This is a genomic window from Micromonospora sp. WMMD987, assembly GCF_029581435.1.
In the GTDB taxonomy this organism is placed as follows: domain Bacteria; phylum Actinomycetota; class Actinomycetes; order Mycobacteriales; family Micromonosporaceae; genus Micromonospora; species Micromonospora rifamycinica.
In genome coordinates, this window is sequence record NZ_CP120861.1 from 1,952,624 (window position 1) to 1,966,120 (window position 13,497).

Annotated in this window: 13 protein-coding genes; 5 read left to right on the forward strand and 8 right to left on the reverse strand. The window is 75.1% G+C overall.

The window, feature by feature from the left end:
* Positions 1-56 precede the first annotated feature (56 nt).
* Positions 57-737 (forward strand): gamma-glutamyl-gamma-aminobutyrate hydrolase family protein, encoded by a 681-nt coding sequence (locus O7612_RS08590; protein WP_282273844.1) that lies wholly within the window; start codon positions 57-59, stop codon positions 735-737.
* Positions 738-959: 222 nt separating this feature from the next.
* The gene (locus tag O7612_RS08595; RefSeq protein WP_282272041.1) at positions 960-1,511 is read left to right on the forward strand and encodes a pyridoxamine 5'-phosphate oxidase family protein; all 552 of its coding nucleotides are present in this window, start codon (positions 960-962) and stop codon (positions 1,509-1,511) included.
* 249 nt (positions 1,512-1,760) lie between these two features.
* On the opposite strand, the gene O7612_RS08600 is transcribed toward O7612_RS08595, so the two are convergent.
* Complete coding sequence (locus tag O7612_RS08600; protein ID WP_282272043.1) at positions 1,761-2,030, reverse strand: hypothetical protein; 270 nt, start codon at positions 2,028-2,030, stop codon at positions 1,761-1,763.
* 13 nt (positions 2,031-2,043) lie between these two features.
* Between O7612_RS08600 and O7612_RS08605 the strand changes: the two genes are divergently transcribed.
* Positions 2,044-5,631 (forward strand): SpoIIE family protein phosphatase, encoded by a 3,588-nt coding sequence (locus tag O7612_RS08605; protein ID WP_282272046.1) that lies wholly within the window; start codon positions 2,044-2,046, stop codon positions 5,629-5,631.
* A gap of 75 nt (positions 5,632-5,706) precedes the next feature.
* On the opposite strand, the gene O7612_RS08610 is transcribed toward O7612_RS08605, so the two are convergent.
* Positions 5,707-6,024: an STAS domain-containing protein gene (locus tag O7612_RS08610; RefSeq protein ID WP_282272048.1), complete on the reverse strand. Its 318-nt coding sequence runs from the start codon at positions 6,022-6,024 to the stop codon at positions 5,707-5,709.
* An 84-nt stretch (positions 6,025-6,108) separates the two neighbouring features.
* Between O7612_RS08610 and map the strand changes: the two genes are divergently transcribed.
* Together map and O7612_RS08620 are read left to right on the forward strand one after the other, a co-directional pair.
* Entirely contained in the window at positions 6,109-6,966 is an 858-nt protein-coding gene (gene map, locus O7612_RS08615) for a type I methionyl aminopeptidase (RefSeq protein ID WP_282272050.1), read from the forward strand.
* The gene (locus O7612_RS08620) at positions 6,963-7,679 is read left to right on the forward strand and encodes a VIT1/CCC1 transporter family protein (protein ID WP_282272052.1); all 717 of its coding nucleotides are present in this window, start codon (positions 6,963-6,965) and stop codon (positions 7,677-7,679) included. The genes map and O7612_RS08620 overlap by 4 nt, the downstream gene beginning before the upstream one ends.
* Positions 7,680-7,707: 28 nt before the next feature.
* Here O7612_RS08620 and O7612_RS08625 read toward each other — a convergent pair whose 3' ends face one another.
* The 6 genes from O7612_RS08625 to O7612_RS08650 all read right to left on the reverse strand — a co-directional run bounded on the left by O7612_RS08625 (position 7,708) and on the right by O7612_RS08650 (position 13,318).
* Positions 7,708-8,187, reverse strand: coding sequence for a nitroreductase family deazaflavin-dependent oxidoreductase (locus O7612_RS08625; RefSeq protein WP_282272055.1), 480 nt, complete (start codon positions 8,185-8,187; stop codon positions 7,708-7,710).
* Between the two features lie 85 nt (positions 8,188-8,272).
* Positions 8,273-11,014: an ABC transporter permease gene (locus tag O7612_RS08630; protein ID WP_282272058.1), complete on the reverse strand. Its 2,742-nt coding sequence runs from the start codon at positions 11,012-11,014 to the stop codon at positions 8,273-8,275.
* Positions 11,011-11,745, reverse strand: a complete 735-nt coding sequence (locus tag O7612_RS08635) for an ABC transporter ATP-binding protein (protein WP_282272061.1) — start codon at positions 11,743-11,745, stop codon at positions 11,011-11,013. The genes O7612_RS08630 and O7612_RS08635 overlap by 4 nt, the downstream gene beginning before the upstream one ends.
* On the reverse strand, positions 11,742-12,329 hold the full coding sequence (locus O7612_RS08640) for a PadR family transcriptional regulator (RefSeq protein WP_282272063.1): 588 nt from the start codon (positions 12,327-12,329) through the stop codon (positions 11,742-11,744). The genes O7612_RS08635 and O7612_RS08640 overlap by 4 nt, the downstream gene beginning before the upstream one ends.
* 93 nt (positions 12,330-12,422) lie before the next feature.
* Complete coding sequence (locus O7612_RS08645) at positions 12,423-12,872, reverse strand: ferritin-like domain-containing protein (protein ID WP_282272065.1); 450 nt, start codon at positions 12,870-12,872, stop codon at positions 12,423-12,425.
* Positions 12,869-13,318 (reverse strand): hypothetical protein, encoded by a 450-nt coding sequence (locus O7612_RS08650; RefSeq protein ID WP_282273845.1) that lies wholly within the window; start codon positions 13,316-13,318, stop codon positions 12,869-12,871. Before O7612_RS08650 ends, O7612_RS08645 begins: the two co-directional genes overlap by 4 nt.
* Positions 13,319-13,497 lie beyond the last annotated feature (179 nt).

A 13,497-nucleotide genomic window follows, 5' to 3' on the forward strand; every position in this document is an offset into this window, starting at 1 on the left:
GCCACCCACCGGCCCGTGCCACCCGGCCCGCGGGGAGCGGCCGGCGGGCGCGTCCGCTGATCGGGATCACCGGGTACGTCGAGCCGGCGGGCTGGGCGGTCTGGCGGGACGTCCCGGCGTCGCTGGTGCCCCAGGCGTACGTCCGCTCGGTGACCGCCGCCGGGGGGCGGGCCGTGGTGCTGCCCCCGGACGACCTGGACGCCGACGTGGTCGACGTCCTCGACGGGCTGCTGCTGGCCGGGGGCGCGGACATCGGCCCGGAGCGGTACGGCCAGCCGGTGGATCCGCGCACCGAACCCCGGCCGGACCGGGACGCCGGGGAGTCCGCCCTGCTGGCCGCCGCGTTCGCCGCCGACCTGCCGGTGCTCGGGGTGTGCCGGGGCATGCAGTTGCTGGCCGTGGCGTACGGCGGGACGCTGCACCAGCACCTGCCGGACGTGGTGGGTCACGACCGGCACCGCCCCGCCCCCGGGGTGTACGGGGCGCACCCGGTGCGGTTCGCCCCGGGGAGCCGGACGGCGACCGTGCTGGCCGGGGTGGAGCGGGTCAACTCGTACCACCATCAGGGGGTGGCCGACCCGGGTGGTCTCACCGTCACCGGCTGGGCCGACGACGGGGTGGTGGAGGCGGTGGAGGACCCGGCCCGGCGGTTCCTGCTCGGGGTGCAGTGGCATCCGGAGAACGACGACGACCCGCGCCCGGTGACCGCCCTGGTCCGGGCGGCCCGCGGAGGCTGACCACGGAGCGTTCCGGCGGGCCGGCCTACGATGTCGGCGGTCCCCGGTCCGGCCGCCTGGCCCGTGATGCCGGCGGTCCCCGGTCTGGCCGCCCGGCCCGTGGTGCCGGCGGTCCCCGGTCCGGCCGCCCGCTCTGCGACGACAGCGCGGTTCCTGTCACACTGTTCCTATCTGTTGGGAAGCGCGTTCCCGGAATGCGGTCGATGGCGGCAGGATGGCCTCATGGGGACCGTGTATCCGGCGCTGGACGGGCGACTGCGGGAGTTCGTCGAGGCGCAGCCGATGTTCTTCGTGGCCACCGCGCCCAGCGGCGCCGAGGGGCACGTCAACGTCTCGCCCAAGGGGATGCGCGGCACCTTCGTCGTGCTCGGCCCGCACCGGGTGGCCTGGCTGGACTACCACGGCAGCGGGGCGGAGACGATCGCCCACCTGCGGGACAACGGCCGGATCACGCTCATGTTCTGCGCCTTCGACGGCCCACCGAAGATCCTCCGGCTGCACGGCCGGGGCGTCGCCACCCCGGTCACCGACCCGGGCTTCGCCGCGCTGCTGGCCGACTTTCCCGATCCACCCGACCTGCACGCCGTCCGGGCCGTGATCGGCGTGACCGTGGAACGGGTCAGCGACTCCTGCGGCTTCGCGGTGCCCCTGATGGACTACCGGGGCGACCGGGACCTGTTGCTCACGTCACACTCCCGGCGCACCGCCGACGACCTGGTCACCTACCGGGCGACCAAGAACGCCGCCAGCATTGACGGTCTGCCGGTGTTCTGAGTCCGGTCCGCCCGCCCCACCGCTCCCGCCGGGCGCCGACGGCGCAGTCCCGCCGTGCGCCGACGGCGCAGTCCCGCCGTGCGCCGACGGCGCAGTGACGGCAGGATGAGGCACGGGTTACCAGCGTCTGCCGGAACCCACGCGTTACGTTCCTGACCCGGCGGGGTAGAAGACGCGACGCGGCCGGCGTCAGCCGGGGCGTACTGGGGGGCACGACCGGCCGAAGCAGGGGGCGCGGATGAGCTCGTCCTATGGGGGCGAGGAGGGACGACGGCTCTCCTTCCTGTCGGCTGCCGACGCCACGTCGTCCGGGAACGGCGCCCCGTCCGGGAGGGCGGCGTCGGCGGAGATCGGCAGCCGGTCCGGCGACGCGGCGTCGGGCGGGACCGCAGCCTCCGCTGGGAACACGGCGTCGGCCGGGAGCACGACGTCGGGCGGGAACGCCATGCCGTCGGGGGACGCCGCGTCCGGTGGCCCTGAGCTGCCGAGGCTGCCGCCGGCCCTGGCGGCGTCCTTCACCTCAGGTGGCGAGATGGGCCGTCGGCTGGCCGGGTACGACTGGTCGGCCAGCCCGTTGGGCACCCCCGACACCTGGCCACCGGCGCTGTGCCACGCGGTCGGCATGATGCTCTCCTCGCGGGCGCAGATCGTGATGTTCTGGGGTCCTCAGCAGCTCGCCTTCTACAACGACGCCTACCGGCCGACCATCGGCGACAAGCACCCGCAGGCACTCGGCCGACCGGCCGCGGAGCACTGGGCGGAGACCTGGGACGTGCTCGGCCCGCTGCTGGACGGGGTGCGCCGCACCGGCGAGGCGTACCGGGGCGAGGACCATCCGTTCCTGCTCGACCGGTACGGCTTCGTCGAGCAGGTCTACTTCGACATCTCCTACGACCCGATCCGGGACGCCGACGGCGGCGTCAACGGGGTGTTCTGCTTCGTCAACGAGACCACCGGTCGGGTGCTCGGCGAGCGACGGTTGCGGGCGCTGGCCGAACTCGGCTCCCGGCTCGGCGCGGCGGGCAGCATGGCGGAGCTGGGGCAGGCCACGGCGGGCGTGCTGGACGGGCACCGGGACGACGTCCCCTTCGCCCTGGTCCACCTGACCGACGAGACCGGCCGCCCGGTGCTCACCGGGGCCAGCGGCGTCGACCCGGACCGGGTGCCGGCCGAGCTGCCGACCGTGCTGTCCCGGGTCGCCGCCGGTGGGGTGGCCGCCCGGGTCGACGTGGCCGAGCTGTGCGGCGAGGTCCCGGACGGCGTCGCCGGGCAGGCCCTGGCGCTGCCGCTCACCGCCACCAGCGAGCCGGCCGGGGTGCTGGTGGTCGGCCTCTCCGCCCGGCTGCCGTTCAACGACGAGTACCGCGACTTCGTGGGCCTGATCGCCGCCCAGGTCTCCCGGGCGGTCGGCCAGCAGCGGGTCTACGAGCAGGAGCGGGCCCGCGCCGCCGAGCTGGCCGCGCTGGACCGCGCCAAGACCAACTTCTTCGCCAACGTCAGCCACGAGTTCCGTACCCCGCTGACCCTGGTGCTCGGCCCGCTGGAGGACATGCTGGCCGATCCGACGCTGCCGCCGGCCCACCTCGACCGGCTGACCGTGATGCACCGCAACGCGCTGCGCCTGCTCAAGCTGGTCAACACGGTGCTCGACTTCTCCCGGCTGGAGTCCGGCCGGCTGGCCGCCCACTACCAGCCCACCGACCTCGCCGCGTACACCGCCCGGCTGGCCAGCACCTTCCGGTCCGCGACGGAGCGGGCCGGGCTGCGGCTGGTGGTGGACTGCCCGCCGCTGCCCGGACCGGTCTTCCTGGACCGGGACATGTGGGAGAAGATCGTGCTCAACCTGCTCTCCAACGCGTTGAAGTTCACCTTCGACGGTGAGATCCGGGTCCGGGTGGTCGCGGCGGACGACGCGGCCCGGCTGGAGGTGTCCGACACCGGGGTGGGCATCGTCGCCGAGGAGCTCCCGCACGTCTTCGAGCGGTTCCACCGGGTGCCGGGGGCGCGGTCGCGTAGCCACGAGGGCACCGGGATCGGCCTGGCCCTGGTCCGCGAGCTGGTCGAGATGCACGGCGGCACGGTCGCCGCCGCGAGCCGGGTCGACCGGGGCACCACCTTCACGGTGACCGTGCCGTTCGGTTCCGCGCACCTGCCCGCCGACCGGGTCGCCGCGGCCACGCCGCTGCCCACCGCCGAGTCGGCGCAGGCGCCGCTCTACGTCGCGGAGACCGCACTGTGGACCGACGGCGGGCGGGCCGTCCCGGCGGACGGCACCGGGCCGGAGCAGCGCCCCGGTCGCGCCGGGCGGGAGGCCGCCTCGGCGGGCCGGGTCCTGCTCGCCGACGACAACGCCGACCTGCGCGAACACGTCGTCCGTCTGCTCGGCCCCGAGTACGAGGTGGTGGCCGTGCCGGACGGCGTGGTGGCCCTCCAGGAAGCCACCGCGAGCCCGTTCGACCTGGTGCTCACCGACGTGATGATGCCCCGGCTGGACGGCTTCGGCCTGGTCACCGCGCTGCGGGCGGACCGGCGTACCCGGCACGTGCCGATCGTGCTGCTCTCCGCGCGGGCCGGTTCCGCGGAGGCGGTCGCCGGCCTCTCGGTGGGTGCCGACGACTACCTGACCAAGCCCTTCTCCGGAGCCGAGCTGATCGCCCGGGTCCGGGCCAACGTCGAGCTGGGCCAGCTCCGCGGGCAGATCATCCGACGGCTGCGGGCGCTCGCCGACGCCGCCGTGGCGGTCAACACCGCCAGGTCGACCGCCGAGGTGGTCCAGGTCGCCGCCCGGCACGCCCTGCACCTGGCCGAGGCGGCCCGGGTGGTGGTCGCCACGACCACCGGCGCGCGGCACGAGGCCGACGGTGGCGGCACCGCCCCCGACCAGCCCTTGCAGGTGCTGTCGCTGACCGGCACCACCGGGGCGCAGCTCGGCGAGCTGCGCGTCTGGCGGCACGAGGGCGACGGCACCGACCAGGCCGCCGTCGCGGAACTGGCCCGGCTGGTCGGGGTTCGGCTGGAGAACGCCCAGCTCTACGAGGCCGAGCACCGGATCGCCACCACCCTGCAGCACAGCCTGCTGCCCCGCTCGCTGCCCCAGCACCCCGGCGCGGTGGTGGCCAGCCGTTACCTGCCCGGCAGCACCGACGTCGAGGTCGGCGGCGACTGGTACGACGTGATCGGGGTCGGCGACGACGAGGTGGTGCTGGTCATCGGTGACGTGGTCGGCAAGGGGGTCCGGGCCGCCGCCGCGATGGGCCAGCTCCGCAACGGCCTGCGGGCGTACCTGCTGGAGGGTTACGACCCGGGCCAGGCGTTGACCCGGCTGAACCGGCTGGTCGGCTCGACCGAGCGGCAGTCGTTCGCCACCGTGTTCTGCCTCTCCTTCTCCCCGCACACCGGCCGGCTGCGATATGCCAGCGCCGGTCATCCGTCCCCCCTGCTGATCCGAGGAGACGACGTGGCTTTCCTGCACGAGCGGGCGCTCGGGCCGCCGATCGGCGCGCTCGCCGGCACCGACTACCGCACCGCCCGGGGTGAACTCGCCCCCGGCGGCCGGCTGCTGCTCTACACCGACGGGCTGATCGAGGACCGGCACGCCGGCATCGACGCCGCGCTGGCCCAGCTCCGGGCGGACGCCGCTGTCGGCGGCGACCACGTCGCCGACCTGGTGGACGCCGTGGTGGCGCGGGTCGACGGGCGCGACCGGCACGACGACGTCGCGGTGCTGGCCCTGGAGGCCGCCGAGCCGAACCGGTTCGCGCTGCGGCTGCCCGCCGACCCGACCCGGCTCAGTGTGCTGCGCAAGCGGCTGGAGGACTTCCTGGTCGCCCACGGGGTGGCCGAGAACGACCTGTTCGACCTGACCGTGGCCGTCTCCGAGGCCGCCGCCAACGCCATCGAGCACCCGGTCGCGCCGGTCCGGCCGACCATCACCGTCGAGGTGTCGATCGTCGACCGCACGGTGGTGGCGACGGTGCGCGACACCGGGCGCTGGCGGGAGTCGACCGGGGCCGGCTTCCGGGGCCGGGGGCTCGCCCTGATCGAGGCGCTGGGCGAGCTGACGGTACGGCGTACCGGGGAGGGCACCGAGGTGTCGCTGCGCCGCCGGCTGGCCGACTGAGCCGGGCCGGCGCGGGCCAGGCCCGTCGGCGCTGGTCGGGCCGGATCGGCGCGGGCCAGACTGGGCCGGCGCTGGTCAGGTCGGGTCGAGCCAGTCCTGCTCGCCGAGGCCGGAGATCTCCAACACCCGTCTGACCTGCCGGGACGGGAGCACGGTCAGCGCGCCCGGGGGGAACCGCCGGGCGAGCTGGACCACCGCGTGGATGGCGGCCGAGTCGAAGAAGGTGACGGCCCGCAGGTCCAGCGTGAGCTGCCGGGCCGGCTCCCGCAGCGCCGTCTGGATCATGGTGTCGGCGGTCGCCATGTCGACCTCACCGGTCACCGTGACGCGGGCGTGGTCACCGGCGAGTTCCGCGCACGCGGAGAACACGGGAGGTGCGCCCCCTAGATCCACGCAGCCACAATGGCACAGCCCGGTGGCGCCGGCAACAACCGCCGTGCCGGGGATCACGCGGGTGCCCGGAGATAGGCTGTCGTCATGACCGTCCGTGCCCCGCTCACCCCCGGCACGCTCTCCCCGTGGCGAGCGGTTCCCGGCCACATCGCCCGACCGGAGTACGTGGGCAGGAAGCAACCGCAGCAGTGGCGCGGCTCCCACGTGCAGACCGCGGAGACCATCGCGAAGATGCGGGTCGCCGGCCGGCTGGCGGCCCAGGCCACCCGGCTCGCCGGTGAGCACTGCAAGCCCGGGGTGACCACCGACGAGATCGACCGGGTGGTGCACGAGTTCCTCGTCGACCACGGGGCCTACCCCTCGACCCTCGGCTACAAGGGTTTCCCCAAGTCCTGCTGCACCAGCATCAACGAGGTCATCTGCCACGGCATCCCCGACTCCACCGTGCTCGTCGACGGCGACATCGTCAACGTCGACGTCACCGCGTACCTCGACGGGGTGCACGGCGACACCGACGCCACCTTCTGTGTGGGCGAGGTGAGCGAGGAGGCCCGGCTGCTGGTCGAACGCACCCACGAGGCGATGATGCGCGGCATCCGGGCGATCCGCCCCGGCCGGCAGATCAACGTGATCGGCCGGGTCATCGAGTCGTACGCCAAGCGGTTCGGCTACGGGGTGGTCCGCGACTTCACCGGCCACGGCATCGGCGAGGCGTTCCACAGCGGCCTCTACGTGCCGCACTACGACAGCCCCCGCCCCACCGACATCATGGAACCGGGGATGACCTTCACCGTCGAGCCGATGATCACTCTCGGCACCTACCAGTACGACATGTGGGACGACGGCTGGACGGTCGTCACCAAGGACCGCAAGTGGACCGCCCAGTTCGAGCACACCATCGTCGTCACCGACGACGGCCACGAGATCCTCACCCTGCCGTGACCGAGACCCCGGCGGCGCTGCGGGAGGCGCACCACGCGGACGTGTCCGGCGGCTGGCTCCGGCCCGCCGTCTTCGGCGCGATGGACGGGCTGGTCACCAACATCGCCCTGATCGCGGGAGTCGGCGGCGGCGGGGTGGCGGCGCACAGCATCGTGCTCACCGGCACCGCCGGCCTGGTCGCCGGTGCCATCTCGATGGGCCTGGGCGAGTACACCAGTGTCCGTTCGGCCAACGAGCAGGTCGCCGCCGAGGTGGCCAAGGAACGCCGGGAGCTGGAGCGCCACCCGGAGGCGGAGGCCCGCGAGCTGTCCGACGCCTGGGTGGCCCGGGGCCTGCCCCGCGACCTGGCCGACCAGGTCGCCGAGGCGGTACGCCGCAACCCGGAGGAGGCGCTGCGGGTGCACGTCCGGGAGGAACTGGGCGTCGACCCCGACGAACAGCCCAGCCCCTGGGCGGCGGCCGTGTCGTCGTTCCTCTGCTTCTCCGTCGGCGCGCTCATCCCGCTGCTGAGCTACCTGTTCGGCTCCACCAGCCTGGCGCTCGCGCTCGCCGTCGGCGGGGTGGGGCTCTTCGTGGCCGGTGCGGTCGTGGCCCGGTTCACCGGCCGCCCATGGTGGGCCGGCGGGCTGCGTCAGCTCCTGCTCGGGGCGGCGGCGGCCGGGGCGACGTACCTGGTCGGCATGCTGATCGGCGTCCAGGGCGGCCTCGGCTGACCGGCCGTCCCGCTCACCGTGGGGCCACTCACGGTTGGGCCGGACCGGTCGGGACCAGCCGGAAGATGTGGATCTCCCGGCCGCCGGCCCGGCGCACGTACGTCCGGTAGGCCGGCCACTCGGTGACCAGGAGCTGCCAGAGCCGCTCCCGCTCCGCCCCGGTGGCCAGGTCGGCCCGGACGGCGAGCCGGCGGCCCTTCACGGCCACCTCCCCCCGCGGGAGGGCGAGCAGGTTCAACGCCCATCCCGGCTGCTGACGCTGGCCCCAGTTGGAGCCGATCACCACGAAACCGTCGCCGTCCGGCACGTACAGCAGGGGATTGCTGCGCGGCAGCCCGGACCGGTGCCCGGTGGTGGTGATGATCAGCGAGGGGACCAGACCCAGCGCGACCACCCGGCCCCGGGTGAGTCGGCCGACCAGCCGGTCGGTGGGCACCAACAGGCGCATGGCGGTGCCGAACCACTCGTGGTGACCGAGCCGACGGGTGAGGGTTCCGATGACGGGCACCCGGCCAGTCTGCCTGGTCGGACCCGTATCCGCACCCACCGGATCCCGGCCCGTCCCCGACGGACCGACCCGGCCGGCCGCACCGTCAGTCCAGTCGGCGTTCGACCGCGAGGCGGGAACGGGTGAACAGGCCCGCGCCGAGCATGGCCACCAACGGCACCACCACCAGTACGCCGAGGGTCTGCCAGGGCACCACCACCGGGAACGGCGACTGGACCGGCCAGGTCTGGGCGTACTGCCGGTTCATCGCGGTCAGGATGATCAACGCGGAGCCGAGCCCGGCGACGATGCCGAGCACCGAACCCACCACGGAGATCACCCCCGACTGGCAGAGGGAGAGCACCCGGCGTACCCGGGGACTGGCCCCCACCGCGGCCAGCGTGGACAGGTCCCGGCGGCCCTCCGCCGCGGCGAGCCCGGTGGCCACCCCGGCGGCGCCCACCGTGATCACCCCGGCACCGGCGGCCAGCAACAGCAGCAGCGGGCGCTGCGGGGAGTCCGGCGGGGCGCGCTCCACCTCCACCGACACCGGCAACACCGGCCGCAGGGCGGTCACCACCCGGTCGAGCTGGGCGGAGGACGGCGCGGTGGCGGTGTCGACGGCATAGCCGAACGGCCGGGCGGCCAGGCCCACCTGATCGGCGGCAGCCGGGGAGAGCACCAGCCGGTCGACCGGCAGCCCGCCGCGCAACAGGTACCCGGGGAGGGTGACGGTGGTCGACGTCGACGGCCGGGAACCACCCGTCGAATGGTCGACCCGGACGACCACCCGACCCTCGACGAGGTACCGGGGGTCGGTCACCACCACGCCACCGGCGCGCAGCACGGCCCCCGCCGCCGCCAGCTCCTCCGGCGGCGCACCGCTGAGCACCCCCAGGGCGGCTCCGTCGTCGACCAGGGTGGGCAGGTAGGAGCCGTTCACCGCCCGTGCCGGCGCGGCGCAGCGCGGGTCGGCCAGCGCCTGCCGGCGGACCTCCGCCGAGCGGTACTCCCTCGCCTCGTACGGGCAGACCCGGTCCGCCGGCAGCACCGACATGACCGAGCAGTACCCGTTCGGCGTCTCGTCGACGCAGTCGGGAACGGCCAGCGGCAACACCGCGTCGGTGCCCAGTTCGGTCCGGATCCGCTCGGTGACCAGCGGCAGCGGGGGCAGCGGACCGGTGCCCTCGCCGTCCGCCCGGACCAGCAGCACCCGACCCGGTGGCAGGCCCGGCTGCCACGCGGCCCGGTTCCGGGCGTCGTCACTGGCCACGTAGACGCCGAGCGCGACGCTGCCGGCGACGGCGGCCATCACCGCCGAGATGGCCGGCGCGGCTGAGGAACGGTTGCGGCTGGCGTCGCGCAACGCGATCCGGGGTGCCGGAGGCAGCAGCCGGCCGAGGTTGGCGAGCAGCCCGATCAACGTCGGCGTGGAGAAGACCAGGCCCAACTCGCCCAGGACCAGCCCGGCGAGGAGCACCGGGGTGTTACCGCGGCCGGCACCGAGCGCGGCGGCCCCGGCCCCCAGCACGGTGAGCGTCACCCCGAGGACCAACCAGCGTCGCCGGTGCGGTGGCACGGAACGGCGGCCCGCCAACCCGGCCACCACGTCCTGCCGGGCGGCGGCGAGCGCCGGGGCGAGCGCGGCCAGCACCCCGGCCAGCACCGCGACCCCCGCGATCACGGCGAGCGCCGCCGGGAAGAAGCGGTACCCGCCGCTCCGCTCGCCCATGACGTACTGCTCGACCAGCGACCGGCCGGCGACCGCGGCGGTGACCCCGAGCAGCAGCCCCAGCACCGCGCCGAGGCCACCGAGCACCACCCCGTCGGCGAGCACGATCCGGCGCAGGTGCACCGGGTCACCGCCGGCAACCGCCACCAGCGCCAGGTCCCGCCGCCGACGGCGGACCCCGACCGCGAAGGCCGGGCCGACCAGCAGGACGACCTCCAGCAGGCCGAGCCCACCGACGAGCACCGAGTTGCTCGCCACCACCGGATCGGGCAGCGTGACACGCTCAGGCCCCCCGCCGGCCGGCTGCCCGCCAGGCACCGCGGTCCGGGCGCGGACCATGACGCCGTGCGCGTTGAGCCGGTCCACCAGGGCGGCGTCCACCGCACCGGGGAGGTCGACCAGCCAGCTCTCGTCGTAGCCCGGACCGAGCCGGGGGAGCCCACCCGGGGCCACCGCGACCACCTCGCCCAGCTGGCTGGGGAACTCCACCACGCCGACCACCCGCCACCGGCCGGAACCGTCGGCCGGGACGACCGTCCCACCGATCCGTACGCCCAGCCGCGCGGCGGCCCGCCCGCTGACCGCCACCTCGTCCGGGGCGGTGGGTGCCCGCCCGGCCCGCAGCCGCACCGTCGAGCGGGCCAGCGGGTCGGTGAAGTCCAACACCCGCCCGTCCATCGTCTCGGTGCGGTCACCGATCCGGACCTCGAACGGCACCCACCAGAGGATCCGGCTGACCCGGCTGCCGGCGGGGAGCAGCGTCGCGAGTTCCCGGCGGTCCACCGGCCGCTCCCGGCTCACCTCCTCGCCCTCCCGGGGCCAGGTCGATTCGCCCCAGGCGTCCTGGTGCAGCGGATTCTCCGACAGCCAGCGCAGCTCCACGTCGGCGGCACCGGCCCGGTGGTCGAAACTCTCCGCGCGGGTGAGGGCGGCCATGTCGTAGCTGACCGCCACGAAACTCAACGCCAGCACCGGCAGCGCGATCATCGCCAGCACCAGCGCGGTACGCCCACGCGCCCGGCGGGCCTCCCGACGGGCGATCCGCAGCGCCGCCCGCCAGGACCCGACCGCCTCGCCGAGCCGACCGGAGCGTTCGGGGCGGGGCGGTCGGCTCACCGGCCGATGCCCGAGAGCAGGTGCTCGACCCCGGTCAGCGGCGCGGTGGAGTCGACCATGAGGCCGTCGCGGAGGAAGACCACCCGGTCCGCCCAGCCCGCGTGCCGGGCCTCGTGGGTCACCAGCACACCGGCCGCGCCCGCATCGACCCGGCGGCGCAACAGGTGCAGCACGGCCTCCCCGGTCTGCGAGTCCAGCGCCCCGGTCGGCTCGTCGGCCAGCACCAGCCGCCGCTGGCCGACCAGCGCGCGGGCGATCGCCACCCGCTGCTGCTGGCCACCGGACATCTGGTCGGGGAAGCGCCCGCCGAGCCCGGTCAGGCCGACCTCCTCCAACGCCTCCAGCGCCGCCCGCCGGGCCGGTCGTACCCCGACCCCGTCGAGTTCGAGGGGGAGCGCCACGTTCTCGGCGGCGGTGAGGCTGCCGAGCAGGTTGAGGTCCTGGAAGACGTAGCCGATCCGGCGGCGGCGCAGCCGGGCCAGTCGCCGCCCGTCCAACCGGCCGAGCGACTCCCCCTCGACCAGCACCTCGCCCGCGGTCGGCCGGTCCAGCCCGCCGGCCAGGGTGAGCAGGGTCGACTTGCCCGAACCGGAGGGCCCCATCACGGCCACCAGCTCACCGGGCCGCACGGTGATGCTGACGCCGCGCAACGCGTGGACCGCCGCCGCGCCGCCGCCATGGGTACGGTGCACGTCGCGCAGTTCGAGCACCGCCTGGTCGGAGTCGGTCACCGGTGCGCCTCCTCGTCGGCCCGTTCCACCACCTCCGGCGGTGACCCGCTGCGGGCTGTCGGTGTCGCCGGTCGGTGCCGGACCAGGCTGGTCTCGCAGTGGTCCAGCCAGCGGATCTCCGCCTCGGCCTGGAACATCATCGCGTCCAGCACCAACCGCCAGGGCAGATCCTCCGGCCGGTCGCTGGTGTACTTCAACCGGGTCAACTCCTGGAGGGTACGCATGGTCGCGCTGCGCTGGGTCTGCACCACGGCCCGGACGTCCACCCCGGGGGTGGTCAGCGCCAGGGCCAGCTTGATGGAGAGTTCGTCGCGGGGCCGGTCGGTGCGGCTGATCGGGGTGACGAACCACAGCGCCAGGTCCGCCCGCCCGGCATCGGTGATCTCGTACGGCCGCTGGCCGCCCTCGTGCTCGGGCAGCGAACGGACCAGGCCGTCGCGTTCCAGCCGGTTGAGGGTGGTGTAGACCTGGCCGATGTTCAACGGCCAGGTGGAGCCGGTCGACTCCTCGAACGAGGCCCGGAGTTGGTAGCCGTACATCTGGCCACGCTCCAGCAGGGCGAGCAGGCCGTGACGGATGGACATGGGAACGGAGTATGCATACCCCGTATGCGGACCGCAACCGGAGCGGGCATCCGACCGTGACCGGCGTCACCCGGCGGCCCGTTCCGCGACGGGCTAGGTGGGGCGGCCGGGGAACGGGACGGTCAGCGGGGTGGCCCCGGCGCTGCGCCGCCACCGGGTGGCCCGTACCGCGCAGTCGGTCAGCGCGTTGAGCGCCCGGGTGCGGTCCGCGCCGGTGGTGACCGGTAGCGCCGCCCGCCAGAACGCTCCGGTGCGCTCCTCCACCTGCACCGCCAGCCGCAGCGCGCTGGCCCGGTCGGTGACCGGGAACGGCAGCGCGTAGCCGGCCTGGTCGCCGGGGACAGTGCCACCGGCGGCACTGAGCTGGAGCACCAGGGCGTCGCGGCGGGACCGGTGGGCCGCCTCGGCGGCGCGGGCCGCCCGCCGGTCGGCGTCGTTGAGGCGTACCCCGATCGGGCCGTAGGCGTAGATCGCGGCGTACTCGGCGGCCAGGGCGGCGGCCAGCGCGTCGCCGGGGGCGGACGGGGCGGTACGGCGGTTCACTTGAGCGCCTCCAGGTGGGTGGCCCGGGCGGCGGCGATCGAGCCGAGCAGCGCGGCCCGCTCACCCGGCGCTTCGGCGCACGCCTTCGCCGCGTTGTCCCGGCCGCTCTGCTCGGCGGCCCGCAGCCCGGCCAGGACGGCGGCGGGTGTGCCGGTGGCCGCGGTCGGTTCCGGGGTCGCCGGGCCGCTGGGCGCGGGGCGGCCGATCAGCCGGCGCAACTCGTCGGCGTGCGCGGCGTGCGCGTCGGCGATCGGGGTGAGCCGGTCGGACAGCCCCGGGTCGGCGGCGATCGCGGCCCGGTACCGGTCGGCCAGCGCCCGGGACTCGCCCGCGAGCGGCTCCAGCGGGTCGGGCGGCCGGTCCGGCCCGTCGCGGTCGAGGAGGTCACAACCGGTCAGCGGTACGGCGGTCACGCCCACCGCCAGGAGCGCGCCGGTGCGGAGCACGGCACGCCGGGATCGCCCCGCTCCGTCGTGGTGCGTCGTCGTTCTGCCCGTGGCCACCGGACAAGTCAACACCATCCGTGCCGACCGCCGGGCGGCCGCCGTCGGTGCGCCGCCGGGGCCGTCACCCCGGCGGCGCGTTACGCTCTGCGCAGCCACCGGGGCGGCAGCGCCGGTGGCGT